The following is a 24,717-nucleotide window of genomic DNA, read 5'->3' as shown; positions in this document are numbered from 1 at the left end:
GTTGAACGCCTCAGCCCGCGCGCTTTATCCGGATCAGCTGGAAGAACGGCGCGGGAAAGATCGGCTGGACGTCGACCACCGCCATGTCGGGCGTGGTCGCGGCCCAGGCGCGCAGGCGCGAGACCTTGAAGTCGGTCGACCAGCCGACCTTCTTCACGAGCGGCGCGAGCGCGGTTTCGAGCTTCATGCGCAGGCCGCCCTCCGCTCCCATCTTGGACGCGACGATGATCTCGCCGCCCGGCCGCAGCACGCGGCGCATCTCGTCGAGCGCGCCCTCCGGGTCCGGCACCAGCGTGATGACGAACGGCACCGTCACGGCGTCGAACGAGGCGTCCGGCAGCCCGAGATTGCAGGCGTCCATGCAGACGAGGCCGCGGACCTGCCGGAGGCCTTCGCTCACGACCTTCTCGCGCGCCTTGGCGAGCATGTGGGTTGAGAGATCGACGCCCACCACGCGGGCGTGCGGCGGGTAGTAGCGCAGCACCAGGCCGGTGCCGACGCCCACCTCGAGGATGTCGGGGCCGCAGGCCGCCGCCGCGGCCGCCGCCTTGCGCTGCCCGTCGGCGAGAAACTTGACGTAGACCTTGTCGTAGAACGGCGCCCAGCTCTCATAGGCCTTCTTCTGGCCCGCCAGATCGTACTGGACGCTCACGCCGCCGCCTCGCTCAGCTGGTTGGCCGGGCGCGCGCCGCTTGCGGCGCCCCGGATGATCCCGCCGCCGAGCACGCGCTCGCCGGTCCCGTCGTCATAGAGCGCGCAGGCCTGCCCGGGGGCGACGCCGCTCTCGCCGTCGAGCAGCTCGACCTCCGCCTCCCCGTCCCCGACCGGGCGCAGCCGCGCCGGCGCGGGGGCGCGCGTCGAGCGCACCTTGGCGCGCACCGCGATCCCGTCGGCAGGGAGCGCGTCGAAGGGGCCGTCGCCGAGCCAGTTCAGGCTCCGCAGGCGAATGGTGCGGGCCGCGAGCGCCTCGCGGGGGCCGACCACCAGCGTCCTGGTCGCCGCCTCGATCCGCACCACGAACAGCGGCTCGCCGCCATCGTTGAGCCCGAGGCCGCGCCGCTGGCCGACCGTGTAGCGAAGTACGCCCTCGTGCCGCCCGAGCTCGCGTCCGTCGACATGGCGGATCGGACCCGGCTCGGCCGCGCCGGGCTTCAGCTTCTCGATGACGTCCGAATAGCGACCCTGCGGCACGAAGCAGATGTCCTGGCTGTCGGGCTTGTCCGCGACCGAGAGGCCGAGCTCGCGCGCGTGCTCGCGCACCTGCGGCTTGGTCATCTCGCCGAGCGGGAAGCGCAGCATCGAAAGCTGCTCCGAGGTCGTGCCGTAGAGGAAGTAGCTCTGGTCGCGGTCCTGGTCGGCCGCGCGGAACAGACCCCGGCCGCCCCCCGGAACCGCCCGGCTCGCGACATAGTGGCCGGTCGCGAGCGCCGCGGCTCCGAGGTCGCGGGCCATGCCGAGCAGGTCGAGGAACTTGACCGTCTGGTTGCAGGCCACGCACGGGATCGGCGTCTCGCCCGCGAGATAGCTCGCCGCGAAGGGCTCGATCACCGCCTGGCGGAACCGCGCCTCGTAATCCAGCACATAATGCGGGATGCCGAGCCGGTCGGCGACGTCGCGCGCGTCGTGGATGTCGCGGCCGGCGCAGCAGGCGCCCTTGCGGGCGGTCGCGGCGCCATGATCGTAGAGCTGCATCGTCACGCCCACGACATCATAGCCTGAGCGCTTGAGCAGCCCGGCGACCACGGAGGAGTCGACGCCGCCCGACATCGCCACGACGACGCGCGTCGCGGCCGGGTCGCCCGGGAGATCGAGGTCGAGTTTCATGGGACTTGAGATGGCGGCTGCTACCAGAAAATCGAGCGGGTCTTAGCGCGCGCGGCCGCGCGGCGAAAGCCCGGCCGGTTCAGCTCTCCTCGACCAGCGTCAGACGGGCCGGCTCGAAACCGGCCCGCTTCTTCCAGGTCACGAGCCCTTCCCCGCCCTGCTCCGCCGCGCCGTAGAGCACCGCGCGCACCCCGAGGACCAGCGGGTCCTCGCGGTCGAGCAGCCATTTCATGATCTCGAAATGCAGCAGCGCCATGACGTTGGCGTCCAGGCTGTCGGCGTGCCCCATCAGATCCGCGTAGTGGATGAAGTCGCCGCGGCGCACGAGCTTCACATAGGCGACGAGCCGCTCGTCGACCGTGACCGGCCCCTGGGCGTGGCCGGGCTCGGGCAGGAAGACGCCCCACCACATGGTCCAGTGTCGCCGGCAGGGCGGCGGCCGCCACGCGACCGGCTTCACCGCGGGCTTGCCGACGTCCTCGAGCCGCAGCAGCCAGTAGTCCAGCACCAGTCCGAAGGCGCGTCGCTTCATCGAGGTCTTGACCGCGTGCACGTCGTGCACGTGGCGCGAGAGCGGGAAGCGGCCGGCCCGGTAGCCGAGCCGCTGGGCCTGGCGCACCTTGGGCAGGCTGCGTGAGGAGCGCTTCCTGACATAGGCCTCGAACGCGGCGTTGGTCGGGTACTTCTCGAGGTCGATCACCAGCGGGGTCAGCCGGGACGGCTTGCGCGGGCCGCCCAGATAGCGCGACACGACGCCCTCGATCCTGTGCGGGTGCGCCTTGCAGCGCGGGGGGCAGTCGCGGGCGCGCAACGCCCGCACGCTGATCTCCGGAGGCCACGCCTCCCCTCGCGGCTCGAACATCGCGAGCCGGGCGGAGCGCCGCCTCAGCGCCGTCAGGGGCTCGACGGCGGCGTGATAGACGGCGAGGACGAGTTGCTTGATGGACCGCGGCATCCGGCCTCGCGGGCGCGTCTGGCGACCGCGCGCTTCGGGGAGCGCGGACGCTACTTCACGCCCGGCGCGCGGGCAATTCGTCCTGTCAGGACGGCGCGCGCACCGACTTCAGCGAGCCGAGCGGGATTCTCAGATCGCCCATCAGCAGCACCGCCTGCCCGGTGGACAGGTCGACGCCGTCCACCGTCCCGCTGACCTCCGAGGTGATCGTGACGGCGTTGCCGGCGACGTCATGGGCGTCGACCGCGATGCTGTAGAGACCTTCCTTCGCCCGCGAACCATCCGCCTTGCGGCCGTCCCAGGTGAAGTCCTGGTCGCCATAGACGAAGTCGACCTCCTTGGTCGCGACCACCGACCCATTGGCGTCCCGGATGGTGATCGTGCCGGTGACGCCGTCCTTCGGCGCCTTGAGCTGCCATTTGGCGGAATTGCCGGTGAGCAGGGAGGTGTCGCCCTCGGCGGTGATCGACTTCCCCACCAGGCCGAGAGCGGTGCCGGCCTGGCTGGTCTGGGTGGCCGACAGCAGCGCGGTCAGCGTGTCGTTCGTCTTGAGCTGCTGTTCGACGCCGGCGAACTGCACGAGCTGCTGGGTGAACTGGTTGGTGTCGAGCGGGTCGAGCGGATTCTGGTTCCTGAGCTGCGTCGTGAGCAGCGAGAGGAAGGTGTCGAAATTGCTCGCGAGCGTGGTGCGCGACGTGGCGGTCGCGCTGCTCGCCGCTGCGCCGGAGACTGGATCGACCGCCATCAGACCTGCCCTCAGACCGTCATGTCGACGCCGCCCGCGCCCGTGCGCGTCGGCCGGTGATAGGGAGCCGGCGCGACCTCCGCCGGCGCGTCGGACGCTTCGACGGACAGCCGCGAAGCGGGAGCCTGCGAGGCCTGCTCGCGCCACGCGTCCTGCCGTCCGTCGCGGAGCTGGAACGACAGGCCCGCGTCCGGCAGCTGGAATCCCGCCTGCTCCAGCGTGCGAACGAGCTCCCGCGCGTCGTGGCGCAGGAGGTTCAGCGTCTCCGGCCGGTCGACGATCAGCCGGGTCGCGACCCGTCCGTCATGCGCGATGTCGAGCCGGACGTCGACGCGCCCGAGCTCGTCCGGATCAAGCCGCACCTCGAAGCGGGTGCGCCGTGCGCCGGCGTTCGTCGCGATGGCGTTCGCGACCCCCGTCACCGCGGCGGAGGCGACCTGGGGGGATGCGCCGGAACTCGACGGCGGCTGGCCGGCTGCGGGCGAGCCGGCCGCCGCCCGATCGGCCGGGGCGGCGGGCGCGTTCGGCTCGCCGTGCCGCGCCGTGGCCGACTGGGTTGCGCTCTGCGGGGCCGAACCGTCGGCCTCGGAAACGTCCCGCGCGCTCGGCTCGTCCGAGGACGACCTGGGCTGCGCCTCGGCACGCGCGGGGTCCGAAGCCGTCGCGGCGGAGGCGTCCGTCGCGGGCTGGGCGACGACGCCCTGCTGCGGCGAGCCCGGGAGCGCGGCGGCCGCATCAGGCGCTCGCGGCTGATCAGGGCGCGCGAGCGTGACGGTCTGCACACTCTTATGGCCGGCGTCCGGCGCCGAAGATGGCTTGATGGCTCCGTCGACCGAGGCGCTCTCGTCCGCCGTCGAGGGCTCCGCGGGTTCGGAGGCGTCGCCCGAGGCCTCCGCGTCGGGTCCGGACTTGGCCGTGATGGCCTTCGCCGAGGCGGCGAGCGCCGCCGCGGCCGTCTTGCGCCCCTCCTCCGGGGCGGCGGCGACCGCGGGCGACGGCGGCGCGGATGCTTCCGCAATGGCGGCGGGCGCTGCGGGAGGTTGAGGCGCGGCGACATTGGCGGGCGCAGACGCGCCGGCTGGCTGCGCGGACGCCGCCGGCGCTGACGCAGAAGCCGCAGCCGCCGCGGTGTCTGACACGGCGACCTGCGGCGTCTGTTGTTGCGGGAAGGAGCGCGCGGCGGTCTGCGACGTCTGTCGCGTGAACGCGGGCGCGGCGTCCGCGGCGCGGGCAGTCTGGGGCCCCGGGAGGGCGGCGGCCGGGACAGCGGCGGAGGCAGTGGCGCCTTCGGAGCCAGCCGGGCTGGAGGCTGCGGCCGGAAGCTGCGCCTCCTGGGCCGGGGCGCCGTCGATCTGGAGCACAGCGAGCGGAGCCGGAATCGCGACGGGAGCGACGCTCCCCGGAACCGGGGGGCTCGCGTCCGCCGCCTCTTCCTTTGTCTTGCGTGGGCCGGGGACCGGCGCGACAGGCGAGTCGTTCGCCCCGGATCCCGCCGTCGCCGCGTCCAGAAGCGCGCCAAAAAGCGCGCCCAGCGCCGAGTCGGCGGCGGGCGACGTGGCCTCCGCGGGCGCGGAGGCGAGGCTCGCAGGAGCGATCGCGGAAATAACGGTCATTCTGGTCTCGGTCGACGGACAGCGTCACCGCAGCAATCGCCATGCCACGCGAAACGCCTCAATTTCGAGGCGATCCTTGCGTGCGTCCGCCCGGCGGTTTCTGCCCGCTCAGGCAAAAACTGCCGCCTTGCGAAAGGTACTTGGGAAAGGCCCAAGATCATAAATCGTTAGTATTCGAATTACTCTCTCTTAACCTTTGGAACTCTCTCGAAAACCGCTTTTCCGCTTAGCCAAATGTTAAATCCAGGCCCGTAACGTCAGCGTGTAAGGGTCAGACGCGCGTGAGAGTATCGATGACCGAAGTGCATCGCGGACGAACCAAATACGTGATCGGGCCGGACGGCAGTCCGCTCACGATCGCGGACTTGCCGCCGTCTGACACCAAGCGCTGGGTGATCCGTCGCAAAGCAGAGGTGGTCGCGGCGGTTCGCGGCGGCCTGTTGAGCCTCGAGGAAGCCTGTCAGCGCTACACGCTGACCGTGGAGGAATTTCTGTCGTGGCAGGCCTCGATCGACCGCCACGGCCTCGCGGGGCTGAGGACGACGCGAATCCAACAGTATCGCGCCTGAACAACTCAAGACTTCGACGCTTCAAGCGCGCCGGCCCTCGTGGCCGGCGCACTCGTTTCCGGACCTGCGGCGGCCGCGGTTAACGACCCGTTTACCATGCGCCGGGCAATTCTTGCCGGGCGCCGCCATCCTCGGAGTTGCGGCGACGGGGGATAGCAGTGACGGGTCTGCTCCAGTTCTTGCGCACGTTCGGCCCGGGCCGCATCGCCGCCATGGGCGCCGTCACGCTTGCGCTCGTCGGCTTCTTCGCCTTCGTCATCGTCCGCTTCACCACGCCCGAGATGGTCCCCCTGTTCACGGACCTCACGCTCTCCGACTCCGCGGCGATCGTGAAGCAGCTGGACCAGCAGGCCGTGCCCTACGAGCTGCGCCAGGAGGGCGCCAGCATCGTCGTGCCGAGGGAACGCGCCGCGAAACTGCGCATGCAGCTCGCCGAGCAGCGGCTGCCCTCCGGCGGCGGCGTCGGCTGGGAGATCTTCGACAAGGGCGACGGCTTCTCGGCCACGAGCTTCGTCCAGAACGTCAATCACCTGCGCGCGCTCGAAGGCGAACTGGCGCGCTCGATCGCCTCGCTCGACCGGGTGGCCTCCGCGCGGGTGCATCTCGTGGTGCCTGAGCGCCCGCTTTTCACGCGCGACGCGCCGAGCCCGTCGGCCTCGATCGTGATCCGCGCCCGCGGCGAACTCGGCGTCGGAGAGATCCGGGCGATCCGTCACCTCGTCGCGTCCGCCGTGCAGGGCCTGAAGCCCGAGAAGGTCTCGCTGATCGACGACGCCGGCAAGCTGCTCGCGGACGGCGCCGGATCGGAGGACGCCGTGGGCGCCGCGGAGGATCAGGCGACGGCGCTCGAGAAGCGCCTGCGCGACCGCGTCGAGGCCATCGTCGGCCGGGTGGTCGGCGCCGACCGCGCGCGCGTCGAGGTGCGGGCGGAGATGGACCGCACCAAGTCGACGCTCACCTCCGACGTCTATGACCCGGAGAGCAAGGTCGTTCGCTCGACGCAGACCCGCGAGGAGACCTCGCAGTCGACGGAGCCGGCCGAGCAGGGCGTGACCGTCGCCAACCAGCTTCCCAACGCGCAGCAGAACCAGACCGCGCAGCAGGCCAGGGACGCCTCCAACAAGACCGAGGAGGTCGTCAATTACGAGATCTCCCGCACCACCCGCACGGAGGTCCAGGACGGCGGGCGCCTCAAGCGGATCTCGGTCGCGGTGCTGGTCGACGGCGTCTACTCCCACGCGCCGAACGGCGATGTGAGCTACGCCCCGCGGCCGCAGGAGGAACTCGACCGGATCGGCGCGCTGGTGCGCGCGGGCGTCGGCTTCGACCAGGCGCGCGGCGACACGGTCGAGGTCGTCAACCTCCGCTTCGCCCAGCTTCCGGGCGCAGGCGCCGGGGACCCGCCTGCGGCCGGCATGTTCGAGCTCAGCCGGGCGGACGTGATGCGCTTCGCGGAACTCGCGGTGCTCGCGCTGCTCACCCTGCTGGTGCTGCTGTTCGTGGTGCGGCCGCTGATGCGCAAGGCGCTGTCGTCCGAGATCTTCATGCCTGCGCTGCCGGCCGGCGACGCCGCGGGCGGCAACGCGACGCCGCAGCTTGCGGGCGCTTCGCCCGCGACGCTCGTCGCCACGCCTCTCGGCTCCGACGGCGCGCTGACGGCCGGCGACATCCCCGCCGGAGGCCGCCGGCTGACCGCGGCGGAGATATCCGGCCGGAAGTCGGAGAGCGTCGACCGGCTGGGAGAACTCGTCCGAGGAAACCCCGCGGAGAGCGTCGCCATCATCCGCCAATGGCTGCAGGAGCCCGCCTGAGATGGCCTCTCGCGCCCTTACCCCCTCCTCCGGCCGCAGGCTGAGCGGCGTCGAGCGCGCCGCCGTCCTGATGCTGGCGCTCGGCGAGACCCACGGCGAAGAAGTCTGGAAGCTGCTCGACGACGACGAGATCCGCGACCTCTCGGCGGCGATGTCCTCGCTCGGCGCCGTCGAGGTCGAGACCGTCGAGAACCTGATGGTGGAGTTCGCGTCCCGGCTCACCAGCAATGGCGGCATCGTGGGCGACGTCGAATCCACCGAGCGGCTGCTCACGCAGTTCCTGCCGAAGGAGCGCGTCGGCTCCATCATGGAGGAGATCCGCGGACCGGCCGGCCGGAACATGTGGGAGAAGCTCTCCAACGTCCCGGAGGCGGCGCTCGCGAACTACCTCAAGAACGAGTATCCGCAGACCGTCGCGGTGGTGCTGTCGAAGATCCGGGCCGAGCAGGCCGCGCGCGTGCTGGCGATCCTGCCCGAGGATTTCGCGCTCGACGTCGTGCGTCGGATGCTCGCGATGGAATCCGTGCAGAAGGACATTCTGGAGCGCGTCGAACAGACGCTGCGCTCGGAGCTCATGTCGAGCCTGTCGCAGACCTCGCGGCGCGACGCGCACGAGGTGATGGCGGAGATCTTCAACGCCTTCGACCGGCAGACCGAGACCCGCTTCCTGACCAAGCTCGAAGAGGCCGCCAAGGAGAGCGCGGAGCGCATCAAGCAGCTGATGTTCACCTTCGACGACTTGGCGAAGCTCGATTCCGCCGGCATCCAGACCCTGCTGCGGGACGCGCCCCGCGACCGGCTGACGGTCGCCCTCAAGGGCGCGAGCCAGCTGATGCGCGAGTTCATCCTCGGCAATCTCTCCGGCCGCGCGGCGCGAATGCTGGCCGACGACATGGAGGCGATGGGACCGGTACGCCTCCGGGACGTCGACGAGGCGCAGGCCGCTCTGGTCAATCTCGCTAAGGATCTCGCGGCCCGCGGCCAGATCACCATCTCCAAGAGCAAGGGCGAGGATGAGCTTGTCTACTGACGCGATCCTCCCCCGCAGACCGGAAGCGCGGCGATGAGCCGGCCCGTCCCGTTCCTGTTCGACGTCGACTTCGGCCGGCCGGCTCAGCCTGCGGCCGCCGCCGCGCCGCTTCCGGCCGCGCCCGGCTCGATCGCGCTCGACGAGCATGAGGCGGCGCTCGCCGATGCGGAGGCCTCCGGCTACCGCCGAGGCGAGGCCGACGGCCGGCGAGCCGCGCGCGAAGCCGAAGCCGCGCGTCTGATCTCCGCCGTCGAGGCGCTCGGCGCGCGGCTCTCGGAGGCCTTCATGGAGGCCGACACGCGGGCGGAGTCCACAGAGCGCGACGCGGTCGCGCTGGCGCTCGCCTTCGCGCAGAAATTCGCCGCCGCGGCCGCCAAGCGCTTCCCGCTCGCAGAGATCCAGGCCGCCGCCGAAACCTGTTTCGCAGAATTGCGCAGCGCGCCGCATCTCGCGGTTCGGGTCGCGCCGGACTTCGTCGAGGCGGTGCGGGCGGAGCTGACCGCGACCGCCCAGGAGCGCGGCTTCGCCGGGCGGCTGGTGGTGCTGGGCGATCCGGACGTCGCCGAGGGCGACGCGCGGCTCGAATGGGCCGACGGCGGCGTGGTCCGTGACGGCGCCGCCGTGGCGCGCGCAGTCGAACAGGCGATCGCGCTGCGTTTCGGACCGCCCTCCCCCATGGCCGACGATGAAGGAGCGCAGCGATGAGCGGCGACAAATCGATGCCCCTGCCGGAGTTCGGGCCGGACGACGGCGACATCGCGACGATCGAGGACATCGGCTCGCCGGCTGCGATCGAGGCTCGCAGCGCGGCCGACCTCGAGGCCGTGTTCGATGTGCCCGTGGCGGTCTCGGCCATTCTCGGCCGCGCCAAGGTGGAGGTTCATCAGCTGATGCGGCTGAAGCCCGGCGCCGTGATCGAGCTCGACCGCAAGGTCGGCGAGGCGATCGACATCTACGTCAACGACCGGCTCGTCGCCCGCGGCGAGGTGGTGCTCGTCGAGGACAAGCTCGGCGTCACCATGACCGAAATCATCAAGCCCGACAGGGCCTGAGGACGGAGCGAGAGGAGAGCCCCCCATGCGCCTCACCATCGTCGGCCATCTCAAGGGTCAGCTCACGCAGGCCACCCGCATCGCGATGGACCGCGGGGCCGCCGTGACCCATGCCGAAAGCGTCGATCAGGCGATGCGGAGCCTGCGGGCCGGCCGCGGCGCCGACCTGATCATGGTCGACGTCGCGCTCGACGTGCGGGAGCTGATCGAGGCGCTGGAGGCGGAGCGCTTCCATGTGCCCGTGGTGGCCTGCGGCGTGGAGCACGACGCCCGCGCCGCGGTGGCGGCGATCCGCGCCGGCGCGAAGGAGTACATCCCGCTCCCGCCCGATCCGGACCTGATCGCGGCCGTCCTGTCGGCCGTCGCCGACGACGCCCGCGACTTCGTGTTCCGCGACCCCGCGATGGTGTCGCTGATCAAGCTCGCGACCCAGATCGCCGCCTCTTCCGCGAGCGTGCTGATCACCGGCGAGAGCGGCTGTGGCAAGGAGATGCTCGCCCGCCACGTCCACGCCGCCTCGCCGCGCGCCAAGGCGCCCTTCGTGTCCGTGAACTGCGCCGCGATCCCCGAGCACCTGCTCGAGAGCGAGCTGTTCGGTCATGAGAAGGGCGCGTTCACGGGCGCGACGGCCCGGCGCATCGGAAAGTTCGAGGAGGCCTCCGGGGGGACGCTGCTGCTCGACGAGATTTCCGAGATGGACGTGCGCCTGCAGGCGAAGCTGCTGCGGGCGCTGCAGGAGCGCGTGATCGACCGGGTCGGCGGCGGCAAGCCGGTGCCGGTCGACATCCGCGTGATCGCGACCTCGAACCGCACGCTGGCGGACGAGGTCCGCAAGGGGACGTTCCGCGAGGACCTGCTCTACCGCCTCAATGTCGTGAACCTGAAGATCCCGCCGCTGCGCGAGCGCCCGGCGGACATCCTCGAGCTCGCGACCCATTTCGCGAAGAAGTACGCGGCGGCGAACGGGCTGCCCCCACGTCCGCTCTCGGCGGAGGCGCGGGTCGAGCTCGCGCGCGGCCGCTTCCCCGGCAACGTCCGCGAACTCGAGAACACGATCCATCGCGCGGTGCTGCTTGCGACCGGCCCCGAGATCGGCGCCGAGACGATCCGCACTCCGGACGGGTCGCCGCTCGACTCCACGCCGCGCGGCCCGGCGGCGCGCGCGGCCGAGACCGCCGAGACCGTCGCGCGCGGCTTCGTCGGCCGCACGCTCGCGGACGTCGAACGCGACCTCATCATCGACACGCTCGGCCACACCCGCGGCAACCGCACCCATGCGGCCAACATCCTGGGCATCTCGATCCGGACGCTCAGGAACAAGCTCAACCAGTATGACGACGAAGGCTTCCCGGTTCCCCCGCCGCAGGCCGGGGTGGCGGCCGCCTGAGACAAGCGTTCAGTCGGCGATGGTGAGCCGCGGCGCGGGGTCGCCGACGACCCGGTCGCGCCCGCGCCGCTTCGCCTCGTAGAGTCGCTGGTCCGCCCGGTCGAGCAGGCTGCGCAGGTTCCCGCTTCCGAAGGCCGAACTCGCGACGCCGATGCTGACCGTCACGGATCCGCCGTCCACCGCGCGGACCTCCGAGGCGACCGCCCGCCTCACCCGGTCGGCGAACGCCAGGGCCTCGTTGTGCGAGAGGCCCTTCAGCAGCAGCGCGAACTCCTCCCCGCCATAGCGGAAGACGAGATCCCCCGGCCGCATGTTGGCCTCGAGCGTTCTGCCGACATGGCGCAGCACCTCGTCGCCGGCCGCGTGGCCGAGACCGTCATTGATCGCCTTGAAGCGGTCGATGTCGATCATCGCCAGCGTCACCGCCTGTCCGTCGGGCGCGGGCCGCTCCAGCCAGTCGCGGCACATCTGCTCGAAGGCGCTGCGGTTGCGGACCCCGGTCAGCTCGTCGATCAGCGAGCGTCTGAGAAGATCCTCGTAGCGGCTGCGGTAGGTGAGCGTCTCGAACACGTCGCGCAGCCCGCGCGAGCCGCGGCGCTGGCCGTCCCTCTCGATCCAGCGAAGGTAGACGCCGATCAGGACGCTGTAGAGCGCCGCCGCGCCGATCTTCGCCACCCAGCCTCCGGTGAGGGCGGAGAACGGCACGCCGCTGGTGAGCCTGAGCGCCGGATAGAACGCGATCTGGTCGAAGCTCAGAACGGCGGCTGCGCTGAGGAAGGCCGCGAGCACGACGTTGCGCCTCAGGCGGCGCGCGAGGTTCTCGTAGAGCAGGATGAGCGCGATGCAGTCGATGAAGAGCAGCAGCGTGCCCCACACCATCAGCACGCCCATCTGGTCGACGAACTGCAGGTTCGGCGCGTCTCCGGGGAGACGAACCACGGTGGTGTGCAGGCGCAGGATGAGCGCCAGCACGACCAGCAGAAGGTTGCCGATGAAAAGGCCGTAGATCGGCTGCCGCACCGTCTCCGCGTCCTCGCGGATGTAGAGCAGCAGGAACATCATCAGCTTGCCCGAGAACAGCACGGTCGAGCCGGGCGACAGCAGCCCGAACGGCAGCTCGATGAAGAACACCGCCGCCAGATAGGTCTCGAGGAAGTGCATCACGCCGAGGGCGCAGACGAACAGGCCCACGCCATAGACCCGGCGGGCCCTGAGCAGGGCCGCCATCACGCCGAAATAAACGATCGCCTGAAGCGCCAGAAGAGCGACGCCGCCCATGCGGACTTACCTCAAGAAGGGGCGGCGTTGCCGCGAGCGACGCGCCCCTTGCAGGCGGCAGACGTCAGATGGACCGATTCGCCTCGGCTTACACCCGGGGAGGCGCGTCAGACGAGACAGTGGGATTCTGGCGCCTCTCCTTCCGCAGGCGGAAGGCGAGGACGAGCATGAAGGCGCCGAACGCGAGAGCGTAACCGGCGAACCACCACGTCAGAACCACCGCGCCCAGGAGCGGCGCGATCAGCAGGGCGATCCCGAAAACGATCGAGACGACGCCTGAGAGGACCATCCACCATCGGCCGTGCTTGGCCGTCAGCGAATAGGCGGAGGCCAGCATCAGGCCGCCCGTGACCAGAGCCCAGAAGGCAGCCAGCAGCGCGAAGGCCAGCACCGCCGCCAGAGGGAAGAAGGCGGCGACCACGCCGACCACGAGGTTGAGCACGCCCTCCGCGAGCAGCATCCCCCAGCGCTCATGGCTGCGCGCCGCCCAGATCGCGCTGGTGACGCCCACCAGGCCGTCCGCGATCAGGTAAGCCGCGAACACCAGCGCGAACGAGAGCAGCGCCAGCCCCGGAGCCGCCAGCGCGATGAGCCCGACGACGATCGCCAGGACGCCGCGCAGCGCGATCGCCCACCAGTTCTTGGCGAGCAAATCGCTCATCGCCCGGTTCTCGGTCAGTTTGTCGGCCATTAATGCCTCCTGCCCTATGCGCCCGCGGCTCAGGCTGAACGGCGGCGCCGGATCCTGATGGCGATATAGAGCGCGACCGCGCCGAGGAGAGTGAAGAAGACGATATTGAACCACGGAATCACGGCGTCGGCCGGATCCCAGCGGCGAACGCTCGTGGCGTTCGGGAACATCGAGAAGACGTTGAGCCGCCAGCCGTACTTCGTGATCCGCGCGACGCCCTTCTCGGAGGCGATCGAGGAGGCGATCGCCTGCACGTCGGCGCTGTTGAACTTGAAGTAGAACGGGAAGCCCCAGCCGGTGTCCTCGTTGCGGTAGACGTGCGGCTTCTTGGTCTCGATGTCCTCGGCGTAGATGTAATAGACGTCCGCGCCCGGCTCGCGCTGGTCGCCGGCGGAGCGGTTCTTCGGATCGACGCGTTTGACCTCGGTGTTGACGATGCGGACCACGTCGTGCCGTGGCAGCACGTAGTCGAGGAACAGCACGCAGGGCAGCGCCACCAGGCAGAGCAGAACGACGTAGACGCGCAGCGACATAGGGGGCGTACTCCAGCTATTCCCGGGGCGCACTATACACCGCGCCCTAAATGGAGCGCGGACTCGAATGGCGAAGGACCGAGCGTGAGAGCCTGGAAGCAGCATGGACTGCGGCTCGCGTCCTGCGCGCTCATCGGTGTCCTGGTCGGAACAGTCGCGGGGGTGATCGCGCCGCCCTCGGCCGCCGCCGTCACCGGATGGGACGCCGCGGCGCTGGCCTACACGGCGCGCGTCTGGTGGCTGCTGCAGCCGGCCTCCGCCGGCGAGATCCAGAGCTGGGCGGACCGTGAGGACGAAGGCCGCTGGGCGCTGACGCTGATCCTCACCGCCGCCGTGGGGGCGAGCTTCATCGCGATCTTCGCGATGGTCTCGGACAAGTCGAGCGCGACCATCCTCTCGCTCGCCGCCTTCACCATCGCTTGTTCATGGACGCTGCTGCACACGGCGTTCGCCGCGCATTACGCCCACAGCGCCTTCGCCCGCGGAGCCGACAAGCCGGACATCGATTTCCCCGGCGACGAGCCGCCTCGCTTCATCGACTTCGCCTATTACGCGTTCACGGTGGGCATGACGTTCCAGGTGTCCGACACCGCCACGCAGTCGAGCGAGATGCGGCGCCTGACGCTCGTTCACGGCGTGATCTCCTTCGTGTTCAACACGGTGATCATCGCCTTCAGCGTCAGCATCGGCTCCAGCTTTCTGAGCGACTAGGCCGCCGCCTCATTCTCGGGCCGCCGCAGCAAGCCGCGCGCCCCCCTGCCCCGCTTCCGCCGCGCACACATTCGGCGCCGCGAACGAGGTCGCGTCCTGGAGCTTGACCTGCCCGGGCGTGCCGTCCCCCAGAGGATCGAATCGCAGCGCGCCGTCCACGTCGACGGCGAAGATCGTGTCGGAGGGAAAGTGCATATAGGGGCCCTGCTCGAGCGCCCGGATGAAGTTCCCCGACTCCCGTGGGTAGCCGTAGGCGGCCAGCAGATCCTCGGTGCGGTAGAGCCCCGGCTGCATCACCGCGTGCATGTAGCGGCTCCGCAGATAGACCGGCGCCCCGCGCGGCAGCGAAGCGATCTCGGACGGCACGTCGAGCACCAGTTCGCGCGCCTTCCTGCCCGCGAAGTCCTCGACCGCCTCACGCTCTTCCGGAAGGGTGGCGCCTGGAAGCTCGACGCGGCGTCCGGCGCTGACGCTGACGCCCTCCGCCGTCTCGGTCAGCACGACATAGCCGTCGCTCCAGACGGAGACGAGGTCAGGCGCGCTGGTGTAGCCGGCCTTGCGCCCCTCCCGGTCGAGCGCCCCGACCGCGTAGACGCCGTCCGACAGGGCGAGCACGTTGAACAGGTCGTCCGGCCCCGTGTTCCCGGCCGCGACGAAGACAGGCACCCCGCCGGCCCGCAGCCGGCCGATCTGGCGGTCGATCTCCGCGTAAGGGTTGCCGGGCGCGCCGTCGCCTGTCACCAGCGCGCGCAGCTCGTCGCGGCGAAAAAAGATCTCGGAAGCCGGGACGGAGCGCATCGTCGCCCGCGCGTTCACCTCGCGAAGCGAGACGGGCAGCACGATCGAGCTCACCACCGCGGCAGGCTTCGGTATCCGGCCGGCCTCGATGTCGTCCGCGAGCCGCCTGAAATCCCGCACCAGCGTGCGCACGTTGAACACGGGATCAATCTGATAGGGCGCGATCGCCGGGTGCGCGACGGAGACGATGGCCGCGACGACGTCGCCATGGCCGATGCGCGCCGCTCCGTCTTCATTCCGCTCGTCGAACTCGTCGTCGATGTTGACCGGCTTCAGAAAGGCGAACGTGTCGAGGATGACGAAGGGCGCGGGCGACGCGCAGGCGGCCGTCACCGCGCGCTCGGCTTCAAGGGTGGCGTAGCGCGAAGGCTCCCCGCCAGCGGCGGCCAAGGAACCCCAGGCCGCAGCCGCAAACGCCCCGACGGCGATCAGGCAGGAGGCAGAGCTTGGCGCCATGTCAGACCTGCTCCGGCTGAGGGCGAAGGCCCGGGAGAAGGGATCTCCTCACGATCGTCGGTGACGGCCCAAACTTATGCAACTCTTAAGCTGCCGCAGGCCCCGCGCCTTCCGTGCCGGCCTCCAGATTCCAGGAGATCCGAAGCCGGCTGTTAACCTCGCGCTAACCATGCGGTGGGCATTTTCTGCCTAGCAGGATCGCAGAATGCGGGGGCGTGGATGTCTGACGTGACGGTCGTCGGCGGGGCGAAGGCCCCCGCCGCGCGGAGTACGGGCGTCCCGTTGCCTGCCGGCCTCGTCAAAGCCTGGGACGTCGTGCGCCGCGGCGACATCGGGCTCGCGGTCGGCGTCCTGGTGATCCTGTGCGTCCTGATCGTGCCGCTGCCGGCGCTGCTGCTCGACCTGCTGCTGGCGATCTCGATCATCCTCTCCGTGCTGATCCTGATGACCGCGCTGTTCATCGAGAAGCCGCTCGAGTTCTCGGCGTTCCCGACGGTGCTGCTGGTCGCCACCATGCTGCGGCTGGCGCTCAACCTCGCCTCCACGCGCCTGATCCTGGCCCATGGCCATGAAGGGACCGACGCGGCCGGCCACGTCATCGAGGCCTTCGGCGCCTTCGTGATGGGCGGCAATTTCGTCATCGGCATCATCGTGTTCGCGATCCTGGTGATCGTGAACTTCGTGGTCATCACCAAGGGTTCGGGCCGCATCGCCGAGGTCGCGGCGCGCTTCACCCTCGACGCCATGCCGGGCAAGCAGATGGCGATCGACGCCGACCTGTCGGCGGGGCTGATCGACGAGGCCACGGCCAAGACGCGCCGCAAGGAGCTCGAGGACGAGAGCACCTTCTTCGGCGCGATGGACGGCGCCTCGAAGTTCGTGCGCGGCGACGCCATCGCCGGCCTGCTGATCGTGTTCGTCAACGTGCTCGGCGGCATGATCATCGGCATCGCCCAGAACGGGATCGGCTTCTCGGAAGCCGCGCATTCCTACACGCTGCTCTCGGTCGGCGACGGTCTGGTCAGCCAGATCCCGGCGCTGGTGGTCTCGACCGCCGCGGGCTTGCTGGTCTCGAAGGCCGGCGTGAGCGGCTCGGCCGACCGGGCGCTGGTGCGTCAGCTCTCGGGCTATCCCAAGGCGCTCGGCCTGTCGGCCGCGGTCATGGGCGTGATGGCGTTGCTGCCGGGCATTCCGCTGATACCGTTCGCGGGGCTCGCGGCCGGCGCCGGCTGGCTGGCCTGGCGCGCCGACAAGGCGAACCGCGCGGCGGAGCTCGAGCGCGCGGCCAAGATCGCCCGAGAGGCGACCGGCGGCGCGGCGGCGGAGGAGCCGGTGGCGGCCGCGCTCCGCATGGACGACGTGAAGATCGAGCTCGGTTACGCGCTGCTGCCGCTGGTCGACGCGTCGGAGGGGCCCGACAAGCTCACGGAGCAGATCAAGGCGCTGAGGCGCACGATTGCGGGCGACATGGGCTTCCTGATGCCTCAGGTGCGGCTGCTCGACAATCTGCAGCTCGCGCCGAACGCCTACGCGGTGAAGGTCAAGGAGGTCGAAGCCGGTTCCGGGTCGGTCTATCCGAGCCAGTTCATGGTCATGGACCCGTCCGGCGGGCAGGTCGACCTGCCGGGCGTCCACACCGTCGAGCCGACCTTCGGGCTGCCGGCCACCTGGGTCGACGCCTCGCTGCGCGAGGAGGCCAACATCCGCGGCCACACGGTGGTGGACGCCACCACGGTGCTGTCGACGCATCTCAGTGAGATCATCAAGGCCAACATGCCGGACCTGCTGTCCTATGGCGAGGTGGCGAAGCTTCTGAAGGAGCTGCCGCAGGAGCAGCGCAAGCTGGTCGACGACCTGATCCCGAGCCAGATCTCGACCACCGTGGTGCAGCGCGTGCTGCAGCTGCTGCTGGCCGAGCGGGTCTCGATCCGCGACCTCGGCACGATCCTCGAAGGCGTCGCGGAGGCGGTCGGCTACACCCGCTCGCCGGCGCAGATCGTCGAGCATGTGCGCGCCCGCCTGTCGCGCCAGCTGTGCGCGCAGCATCAGTCGTTCGGCGGCTACCTGCCGCTGATCGCGCTGTCGCCCGCCTGGGAGCAGGCCTTCGCGGAGTCGATCGTCGGGACCGGCGAGGAGAAGAGCCTCGCGATGGCCCCCTCCAAGCTGCACGAGTTCATCGCCGCCGTGCGCGATCGTTTCGAGGACGCGGCGCGGATGGGCGAGGCGCCGGTGCTGCTGACCTCGGCGGCGGCGCGCCCCTTCGTGCGCTCGATCGTCGAGCGCTTCCGCGCCCAGACCCCGGTGATGTCGCAGAACGAGGTGCACCCGCGCGCGCGGCTCAAGACCGTCGGCAGCGTGTGAGCGCGACGTCTCAGGCCGCGCGCCGCGCCTCCGGGTTGGCGAGCGCGAGCGCAGCGGCGGCGAGGGCCGCGGGCGCGATGAAGGACATCGCCGGGCGCCAGGCGTAGAGCGCGGCGCCGAACGCGCAGCCGACCGCGAAGGTCACCACAGCGAAGCTCATCCGCTTCAGCCGGCCCCTGGCGAGCGCCCGCGCCTCGGGGGTCATTCCGCCATGCAGAAGATCGCCGACGTCGATCATGATCTGGGTCGTGGTGCCGGTCATGATGGTGGTCGGCGGCAGAGCGGACATGTGGATGCGCTGGGCCGCGTTCTGGATCGCCATGGCGGCGACCAGGGCGCCGCCCATCATCAGCGCCCGCGGGGCGTCGCCGTCCGGAAACGGGGCGAGCTGCATCGACAGCACGGCGGAGACGATCAGCAGGACGAGCTCGAGCGCCAGCATGGCGCTCAGCCCGTGGACCCTGAGCCGCGCGAACAGTTTCCCGAGCAGCGTGACCAGCGTGACCACCACGCAGAACAGCGGCAGGGCCAGCAGCTTGGCGAGGGCACCGGAGGTGCCGAGCACGAGGGACGCGCCGAGCGTCACGAAGTTGCCCGTGACGTGGGTGGTGAACAGCCCGTGCAAGGCGAGAAAGCCCACCGTGTCGACGTAACCGGCGATCAGGCTGAGCAGGGCCGGCAGGGCAGGTCGCATGCGCACGCGCTCCGGCGGGCGCGCCAAGCCCCTCCGGCGCGCGGCGCCGCGACGAGGCGGATGCGCCGCCCCGCCGCGACGCGCCCGCCGCAAAGCTTCAGGGGTTGAGCTGGTAGGTCAAGGGCAGCCAGCGGTACGCCTCGCCCGCGCGCTCCACATAGCCGGCCGACGGGAACGACGTGTGGTAGCCGACCACGGGCAGGCGCTCGGTCGCGGCCATGTCATAGATCCGCTTGCGCGTGGCCGCGCCCTGCTGCTTGTCCATGTCGAAGAACGCGCTCCATTCGGGCCGCGCGAGCGACGCCACCTCGTGGTGCGCGCAGTCGCCCCAGAGCAGCAGCCGCCGGCCGCCGCTTTCCAGATGGTAGGCGAGATGGCCCGGCGTATGCCCGAAGGCCGCGAGCGCCGTGACGCCCGGCGCGACCTCCTGGCCCGGCTTGAGGAACGTCGTGCGCTCGGCGAACGGCGCCACATTGCGGCGGAACATCCTGGCCGAGGCGAGCTCGTTGCCGCCCTCCGCCGCCGACATCCGCTCGTCCCTGGACCAGAAGGCGTGCTCGTCGGCGCCGACCGCATAGCGGGCGTTGGGAAAAACCGGCTTCCCGCCTTCCATCAGCCCGCCCATGTGGTCCGGATGGCAGTGCGTCAGCGCCACCACGTCGACCTGCTCGGGCGTGAGGCCAGCCTGCTTCATCGACTCGACCAGCCGTCCGCCCGCAGGGCGCGGCACGAAGCCGTCCGGGCCGTTGCCGGCGTCGAACAGGATCAGCTCCCGGCCGGTGTTGACAAAGGTGGGCGTGAAGCCGGGCTGGAAGCGCTTCTCGGGCAGCAGGTTGTCGCGCATCAGCGCCTCGACCTCCGCGGCAGGACGATCCTCGCCCACGATCGGCCACGGCCCGTCGATCATCACGCCGGCGTCCGACACCGTGGTCACCTCGAAGTCGCCCAGCCGGAACCTGTGGAAGACCGGCGACCAGGGCCCGGCCAGCGGCGCCTTCGCCTGCGCCGGAGCCGCGAGGCCGCGCAGCAGCGCCGGCGCGGCCAGGGCGGCTGTCGCGCAGGCGATCGCGCCTCTCCGGGTCAGGATGGTCTTCTGGCTGAACATCGTTAGGCTCCCCCTAGGCTGCCGGCTCATGCCGGCCAGAGCCCGAGGTTAGGAACGCCGGAGGGACGGCGCTTGTACGGACCTGCTGCGACGGGGGACGCGCCGCTCGCCCCGCTCTGGCGGCTCGACGCCGGCCGGACGCTGTTCATCGGCACGCTCGATCACAACGCCTTCCACCAGCATGGCGCGCCTGTCTTCCTGTCCAGCCTCGGGGGCCCGTTCGGGCTGCGCCTCGAGGGCGGCCCCTGGCGGGCCTGCGAGGCGGCGATGATCCCGGCCGGCCGCCTGCACGAGCTTCATCTCGGCGGCGATCCGCTCGCGGTGTTCTATGTCGAGCCGGACGTCGCCGGCGCGGGGGAGCTCGCGCCGCTGCTCAGGGACGCGGAGGAGGCCGAGGGCGCGCTGGTCGGCCGCTCCTCGGTCATCCCGCTCATGCGCCAGCTCTACGAGGACCGCGCGAGCCTCGCCTGGGCCGAGGACGCCCTCGACGACCTCGTCGCCTACGCCAGGCCCAGAGCCCGCCGCGGGATCGACCCCCGGGCCAGCCGCGCCGTCGCGGCGCTCGCGGCGGCGTCCGAAGAAGGCGTCAGCGTGCCGGAGCTCGCGCGGCTCTGCGGACTGTCGCCCTCGCGCCTCCAGCATCTGTTCGCGTCGGAGATCGGCGTGCCGATCCGTCGCTACCGCGCCTGGAGCCGGATGCGCGGCGCGATCGCCGAGATCGTCGGTGGGGCGAGCTTCACGCAAGCGGCCCATGCGGCGGGCTTCGCCGACCAGGCGCATTTCGCGCATGATTTCCGCCGGACTTTCGGAGCCGCCGCGTCGCGCAGCCTGCGCGGCGTCAGACGGTGACCGGCCGGCAGGCCGTCAGAGGACCGGCGGCCTTGGCTGGACGTCGGCCGGAGAATGCGGTCTGATTCTGGCGGGGCCACGCTCTGGCCGCATTTGGGGGCGACCAAGACAGTTCGCGCAGCGACGTGGGGACGGGGATTTTGAAGGCAACTCTGACGGGAGTAGCGCTCGCGATCGCCTGCGCGCCAGCCGCGCAGTCCGCCGAGACCGCTGCTCCGGCGCAGTATGACGCCATCATCGCCAAGCACGCCCGGGCCCACGGGGTCCCGGAATCGCTCATCCGCCGCGTCATCGTACGCGAGAGCAGATACAATCCGAAGGCCATGCATCGCGGCCATTACGGCATGATGCAGATCAAGCCCGCGACGGCCCAGGCCATGGGCTACCGCGGCTCCGCGGCGGGCCTGCTCGACGCCGACACCAACCTGACCTACGCGGTTCGTTACCTCGCCGGGGCCTACAAGGTCGCGGGCGGCGACAGCGATCGCGCCGTGCGGCTCTACGCGAGCGGCTATTATTACGACGCCAAGCGCAAGGGCATGCTGGCGCAGGTCGGGCTCGGCCGCGACGGCAAGTTCTCCCCCGCTCCGGCCGCGCCCGCTTCGGGCCCCGTCGCAGTCGCGAGCGCCGCGCCGACGCCGAGCGCGCAGCAGACGGCTTCCGCCGCCGTGCCGCTGCCCCCCGTGCGCGACGTCCGTCAGGTCGTGGCCGAAGCCGCCCCGGCGCAGCGCAAGGGCCTTTTCCTGTTCGGTCGCCCTGAGCCGGCCGCGCGTCCCGCGGCGGCCCCGTCCGCCCCCGTCCAGGTCGCGGCGGCGAGCGCTGCCCCAACCATCCCGCTGCCGCCGGTCCGCGAGCCGGCCGGCCCGCAGGCGCAGGATACGACCCGGGTCGCCGCAGCCGTTCCGCTGCCGCCGGTCCGCCAGGCGCCCTCTCCGGCTGTGACGACGCAGCAGGGCGCGCCCGTCGCTCTGGCGGCCGCTGCGCCGGTCGTGCCGCTGCCGCCCGTCCGAAACGCCGCGGCCAAGCCCGCGGCGCCTGTCGCGGTCGCGGCGGCGACGCCCGCAAAGCCGCGCGTGATCGCCGCCGACGCCGCTCCGGTTCTGGCCTCGGCCGGTCCGGTCGCGCCCGCGCAGCCGCGTCGGCCGGCGGCTCCGGAAGCCTCCGCGCTCGCTTTCGCGGGCGCGCCCGCTTCCGCGGCCGAAGGCGTGCCGCTGCCGCTGGCGCGCGACGAGGTGACCGGCAGCATCAGCGCAGCCGGGCGGCGCAACGCGCGCTAGCCGGCGAGCTTCGAACGGATTTCTGCAGGAGAGCGCCGCAGCGGCTGCTCGGGTCTATGGGCTCGAAGGCGAGCCGCGACGGGCCGCCCCGTGCGCGGGCTCAGCTCGCGCGGAGCGTGGTCCGCTCGGCCCCGATGCGGTCCATCTCGGCCTGGTCGCGGGCGGCCTCGGCGATCCGCTCGCGCTGGCCGTCGCGCTCCTCGAGCAGCTCCACCTTCTTGAGCTCCTCGAACGCCTCGGCGAGCGCGTCCTGCGCCTCGGCGAGCTGTCCGGCGAGTTCGGCGGCCGAACGCTTGAGATTGTCGCGGCGCGTCATCGCGGCCTTCGCGTAGGTCGGATAGGCGTAATGCGCGACGTCGTGGATCCCCGCCTTCTCCTGCTCATGCAGGATTTCGCGGTCGAGCTCGGCCGCCATGCGTTCGAATTCGGCGACCATCGTCTCGATCTGCACGACCTGACGACGCTTCTCGTCGACCTGGAACCGCTTGAGCCGAAGAAGGGTGTCTCTGGACTTCATGTCGGCCATCTACGCACACGCGGGTTAGCGTCCGGTTTCCGGAACGTCTAAGATCGAACGCAGTCGCGCGTAGCTTTCGTCGAGTCGCGTTGCTTCTTCCTTACCCTGCGACAGAAACTGTTCGAACGCGCCGTTGAGCGCGATCGCCTCGTCGACCTCGGCGCTGGAGCCGGGCCTGTAGGCCCCGAGGCGGATGAGCTCCTCCATGTCCGCATAGGTCGCCATGATCCGGCGGGCGCGCTGCAGCACCGGGCGCTCCTCCTCCGGCGCGGCGCCGGGGAGCGTCCGGGAGACCGACTTCAGGATGTTGATGGCCGGGTAGCGGCCGCGTTCGGCGATCGCCCGCTCCATCACGATGTGCCCGTCCAGGATGCCGCGCACGGCGTCCGCGACCGGCTCGTTGTGGTCGTCGCCGTCGACCAGAACGGTGAACAGACCGGTGACGGTCCCCTGCCCCTCTCCCGGCCCCGCGCGCTCGAGCAGGCGCGGCAGCTCCGCGAACACCGTCGGCGTATAGCCGCGGGCGGTGGGCGGCTCGCCCGTCGACAGGCCGATCTCGCGCTGAGCCATGGCGAAGCGGGTCACGCTGTCCATCATGCACAGCACGTCGTCGCCCTGGTCCCGGAAATACTCGGCGAGCGCGAAGGTCAGATAGGCCGCCTGGCGGCGCTTCAGCGCCGGCTCGTCGGAGGTCGCCACCACCACCACCGAACGCGACAGGCCCGCCTCCCCGAGGTCGTCCTGCAGGAACTCCTGCACCTCGCGGCCGCGCTCGCCGACGAGCCCTATCACGGCGACGTCGCTCGCGGCGTTGCGGGCCAGCATCGCGAGCAGCACCGACTTGCCGACGCCGGAGCCCGCGAAGATGCCCATGCGCTGGCCACGGCAGCAGGTCAGGAAGGTGTTGAGCGCCCGGACGCCGAGATCGAGCGGCGGCCCGACGCGGCGGCGCGCATGGGCGGGCGGCGGCGAGGCGCGGTAGGGATAGACCAGCGGGCCTTCCTCGATCGGGCCCTTGCCGTCGATGGGCGCGCCCATGGCGTCGACCACGCGACCGAGCCAGGCGCGGCTCGGCCGCACGCCGGGCTCCATGGCGCCGACGGTCGCGCGGCAGCCCCTGCGCACGCCTTCGAGCGGCCCGAACGGCATGAGCAGCGCGCGTTCGCCCTGGAAGCCGACCACCTCGCAGGGCGTCGGCCGTCCCCCGGCGCCCTCGATCACGACGCGGCCGCCGATCGCCATCGCGCCGAGCGGCCCCGCGACTTCCACCAGCAGGCCGCGGACGCCCACCACGCGGCCGAAAACCTCGTGGTCCGGGGTGGCTTCGACGCTCTGCAACAGGCCGCGCATCGCGCTCATCGCGAATCCCTAGCGAATCGTGACCGGCGGGCCGCCAACGTAACGCTTCGTTTACCCCGCGGGCCAATTATGAACGCGCCGGTAAAGGGATCGGAAACCGTAGTTCGTCGCGAAACGGTGAGTCCTGAGAGTCGCTTAGCTCATTTTGTTAATCATGATCCGAAGCTTGCGACTTTCGTGAAAATCGTTTCTCTTCAACAGGTTACTAAGATTTTACGAAACATCGAGATCGAGCTTGCGACGCAGAATCAGATTCTGTTAACCTTTCGTCGTTAAGCTTGAATCGGACTGGAAACGATCGGTTCACCGTGGCGCCCGGCCTATTGCAGGCAGGTCACGCGGGCATCGGTGGAGGACTCGCATGCGCGTTCTTCTTATAGAAGACGACAAGTCTACAGCTCAGAGCATCGAGCTGATGCTCAAGTCCGAGAGCTTCAACGTCTATACGACGGAGCTGGGCGAAGAGGGCATCGACCTCGGCAAGCTCTACGATTACGACATCATCCTCCTCGACCTGAACCTGCCGGACATGTCCGGCTACGAGGTGCTGCGCGCGCTTCGGCTGGCCAAGATCAAGACGCCGATCCTGATCCTTTCGGGGCTCGCCGGCATCGAGGACAAGGTTCGCGGCCTGGGCGTCGGCGCCGACGACTACATGACGAAGCCGTTCCACAAGGACGAACTCGTCGCCCGCATCCACGCCATCGTGCGGCGCTCGAAGGGGCACGCGCAGTCGGTGATCACGACCGGCGACCTGATCGTCAATCTCGACACCAAGACCGTCGAGGTCGGCGGCGCCCGGGTGCACCTGACGGGCAAGGAATACCAGATGCTCGAGTTGCTGAGCCTGCGGAAGGGCTCGACGCTCACCAAGGAGATGTTCCTCAACCATCTCTATGGCGGCATGGACGAGCCGGAGCTCAAGATCATCGACGTCTTCATCTGCAAGCTGCGCAAGAAGCTCGCCAACGCCACCAACGGCAAGAACTACATCGAGACCGTATGGGGCCGCGGCTACGTGCTGCGCGAGCCGATGGAGGACGAGGCCCGGGCGATCGCCTGACCTCGAAGCGCGAGATCAACGACAAAGCCCCGCGTCGGC

The 24,717-nt window shown here is 70.4% G+C and carries 24 protein-coding genes; 11 read left to right on the top strand and 13 right to left on the bottom strand.

Annotated features, from left to right (window positions below; genetic code table 11):
• Positions 1-10: 10 nt before the first annotated feature.
• The 5 genes from GGR24_RS11280 to GGR24_RS11260 form a co-directional block, all read right to left on the bottom strand.
• Complete coding sequence (locus GGR24_RS11280) at positions 11-652, bottom strand: methyltransferase domain-containing protein (protein WP_183395458.1); 642 nt, start codon at positions 650-652, stop codon at positions 11-13.
• Positions 649-1,824: a tRNA 2-thiouridine(34) synthase MnmA gene (gene mnmA, locus GGR24_RS11275; RefSeq protein WP_183395457.1), complete on the bottom strand. Its 1,176-nt coding sequence runs from the start codon at positions 1,822-1,824 to the stop codon at positions 649-651. The genes GGR24_RS11280 and mnmA overlap by 4 nt, the downstream gene beginning before the upstream one ends.
• A 79-nt stretch (positions 1,825-1,903) precedes the next feature.
• Positions 1,904-2,779: a hypothetical protein gene (locus tag GGR24_RS11270; RefSeq protein ID WP_183395456.1), complete on the bottom strand. Its 876-nt coding sequence runs from the start codon at positions 2,777-2,779 to the stop codon at positions 1,904-1,906.
• Between the two features lie 85 nt (positions 2,780-2,864).
• Complete coding sequence (locus GGR24_RS11265; RefSeq protein WP_183395455.1) at positions 2,865-3,524, bottom strand: flagellar hook assembly protein FlgD; 660 nt, start codon at positions 3,522-3,524, stop codon at positions 2,865-2,867.
• Positions 3,525-3,535: 11 nt separating this feature from the next.
• A complete protein-coding gene (locus GGR24_RS11260; protein ID WP_183395454.1) occupies positions 3,536-5,137 on the bottom strand; it encodes a flagellar hook-length control protein FliK in 1,602 nt (533 codons plus the stop codon).
• Positions 5,138-5,430: 293 nt separating this feature from the next.
• Between GGR24_RS11260 and sciP the strand changes: the two genes are divergently transcribed.
• The 6 genes from sciP (at position 5,431) to flbD (ending at position 10,986) form a co-directional block, all read left to right on the top strand.
• On the top strand, positions 5,431-5,706 hold the full coding sequence (sciP, locus tag GGR24_RS11255; protein WP_183395453.1) for a CtrA inhibitor SciP: 276 nt from the start codon (positions 5,431-5,433) through the stop codon (positions 5,704-5,706).
• 158 nt (positions 5,707-5,864) lie between these two features.
• Positions 5,865-7,517: a flagellar basal-body MS-ring/collar protein FliF gene (gene fliF, locus GGR24_RS11250; protein WP_183395452.1), complete on the top strand. Its 1,653-nt coding sequence runs from the start codon at positions 5,865-5,867 to the stop codon at positions 7,515-7,517.
• A gap of 1 nt (position 7,518) precedes the next feature.
• A complete protein-coding gene (gene fliG / locus GGR24_RS11245) occupies positions 7,519-8,547 on the top strand; it encodes a flagellar motor switch protein FliG (protein WP_183395451.1) in 1,029 nt (342 codons plus the stop codon).
• 33 nt (positions 8,548-8,580) lie between these two features.
• The gene (locus tag GGR24_RS11240; protein ID WP_183395450.1) at positions 8,581-9,252 is read left to right on the top strand and encodes a FliH/SctL family protein; all 672 of its coding nucleotides are present in this window, start codon (positions 8,581-8,583) and stop codon (positions 9,250-9,252) included.
• On the top strand, positions 9,249-9,599 hold the full coding sequence (gene fliN / locus GGR24_RS11235; protein WP_183395449.1) for a flagellar motor switch protein FliN: 351 nt from the start codon (positions 9,249-9,251) through the stop codon (positions 9,597-9,599). The genes GGR24_RS11240 and fliN overlap by 4 nt, the downstream gene beginning before the upstream one ends.
• A 25-nt stretch (positions 9,600-9,624) precedes the next feature.
• Positions 9,625-10,986, top strand: a complete 1,362-nt coding sequence (gene flbD, locus GGR24_RS11230; protein ID WP_183395448.1) for a sigma-54-dependent transcriptional regulator FlbD — start codon at positions 9,625-9,627, stop codon at positions 10,984-10,986.
• A gap of 9 nt (positions 10,987-10,995) precedes the next feature.
• Here the strand turns inward: flbD and GGR24_RS11225 are convergent, their stop codons facing one another.
• From GGR24_RS11225 to GGR24_RS11215, 3 genes are all read right to left on the bottom strand, one after another.
• Positions 10,996-12,264 carry a GGDEF domain-containing protein gene (locus tag GGR24_RS11225; RefSeq protein WP_183395447.1) on the bottom strand — a complete coding sequence of 423 codons (1,269 nt, stop codon included), beginning with the start codon at positions 12,262-12,264 and terminating at the stop codon, positions 10,996-10,998.
• Between the two features lie 88 nt (positions 12,265-12,352).
• Complete coding sequence (locus GGR24_RS11220) at positions 12,353-12,955, bottom strand: HdeD family acid-resistance protein (protein WP_183395446.1); 603 nt, start codon at positions 12,953-12,955, stop codon at positions 12,353-12,355.
• 29 nt (positions 12,956-12,984) lie between these two features.
• Positions 12,985-13,488 (bottom strand): DUF1523 family protein, encoded by a 504-nt coding sequence (locus GGR24_RS11215; protein WP_183395445.1) that lies wholly within the window; start codon positions 13,486-13,488, stop codon positions 12,985-12,987.
• 84 nt (positions 13,489-13,572) lie between these two features.
• On the opposite strand from GGR24_RS11215, the gene GGR24_RS11210 reads away from it, so the two are divergent.
• A complete protein-coding gene (locus GGR24_RS11210) occupies positions 13,573-14,199 on the top strand; it encodes a DUF1345 domain-containing protein (protein ID WP_183395444.1) in 627 nt (208 codons plus the stop codon).
• Between the two features lie 9 nt (positions 14,200-14,208).
• Here the strand turns inward: GGR24_RS11210 and GGR24_RS11205 are convergent, their stop codons facing one another.
• Complete coding sequence (locus GGR24_RS11205) at positions 14,209-15,453, bottom strand: S8/S53 family peptidase (protein WP_183395443.1); 1,245 nt, start codon at positions 15,451-15,453, stop codon at positions 14,209-14,211.
• 219 nt (positions 15,454-15,672) lie between these two features.
• Here GGR24_RS11205 and flhA point away from each other — a divergent pair, with 219 nt between their 5' ends.
• Positions 15,673-17,814, top strand: a complete 2,142-nt coding sequence (gene flhA / locus GGR24_RS11200; RefSeq protein ID WP_183395442.1) for a flagellar biosynthesis protein FlhA — start codon at positions 15,673-15,675, stop codon at positions 17,812-17,814.
• A 10-nt stretch (positions 17,815-17,824) separates the two neighbouring features.
• On the opposite strand, the gene GGR24_RS11195 is transcribed toward flhA, so the two are convergent.
• Together GGR24_RS11195 and GGR24_RS11190 are read right to left on the bottom strand one after the other, a co-directional pair.
• Positions 17,825-18,508 (bottom strand): YoaK family protein, encoded by a 684-nt coding sequence (locus GGR24_RS11195; protein ID WP_183395441.1) that lies wholly within the window; start codon positions 18,506-18,508, stop codon positions 17,825-17,827.
• 97 nt (positions 18,509-18,605) lie between these two features.
• Positions 18,606-19,613, bottom strand: coding sequence for an MBL fold metallo-hydrolase (locus tag GGR24_RS11190; protein ID WP_183395440.1), 1,008 nt, complete (start codon positions 19,611-19,613; stop codon positions 18,606-18,608).
• 72 nt (positions 19,614-19,685) lie between these two features.
• Between GGR24_RS11190 and GGR24_RS11185 the strand changes: the two genes are divergently transcribed.
• Both GGR24_RS11185 and GGR24_RS17480 read left to right on the top strand, forming a co-directional pair.
• Positions 19,686-20,462, top strand: a complete 777-nt coding sequence (locus tag GGR24_RS11185; protein ID WP_183395439.1) for a helix-turn-helix transcriptional regulator — start codon at positions 19,686-19,688, stop codon at positions 20,460-20,462.
• Between the two features lie 140 nt (positions 20,463-20,602).
• On the top strand, positions 20,603-21,739 hold the full coding sequence (locus GGR24_RS17480) for a lytic transglycosylase domain-containing protein (RefSeq protein ID WP_246398326.1): 1,137 nt from the start codon (positions 20,603-20,605) through the stop codon (positions 21,737-21,739).
• Positions 21,740-21,839: 100 nt separating this feature from the next.
• Here GGR24_RS17480 and fliJ read toward each other — a convergent pair whose 3' ends face one another.
• Positions 21,840-22,256, bottom strand: a complete 417-nt coding sequence (gene fliJ, locus GGR24_RS11175; protein ID WP_183395438.1) for a flagellar export protein FliJ — start codon at positions 22,254-22,256, stop codon at positions 21,840-21,842.
• A 24-nt stretch (positions 22,257-22,280) separates the two neighbouring features.
• The gene (gene fliI / locus GGR24_RS11170) at positions 22,281-23,606 is read right to left on the bottom strand and encodes a flagellar protein export ATPase FliI (RefSeq protein WP_183395683.1); all 1,326 of its coding nucleotides are present in this window, start codon (positions 23,604-23,606) and stop codon (positions 22,281-22,283) included.
• A gap of 370 nt (positions 23,607-23,976) precedes the next feature.
• Here fliI and ctrA point away from each other — a divergent pair, with 370 nt between their 5' ends.
• Positions 23,977-24,678 carry a response regulator transcription factor CtrA gene (ctrA, locus tag GGR24_RS11165; protein WP_183395437.1) on the top strand — a complete coding sequence of 234 codons (702 nt, stop codon included), beginning with the start codon at positions 23,977-23,979 and terminating at the stop codon, positions 24,676-24,678.
• The last annotated feature ends 39 nt before the right edge of the window (positions 24,679-24,717 follow it).

The organism is Hansschlegelia beijingensis, from assembly GCF_014196425.1.
GTDB classification, from domain to species: Bacteria; Pseudomonadota; Alphaproteobacteria; order Rhizobiales; family Methylopilaceae; genus Methylopila; species Methylopila beijingensis.
This window is presented reverse-complemented; position numbering and strand designations above follow the sequence as displayed.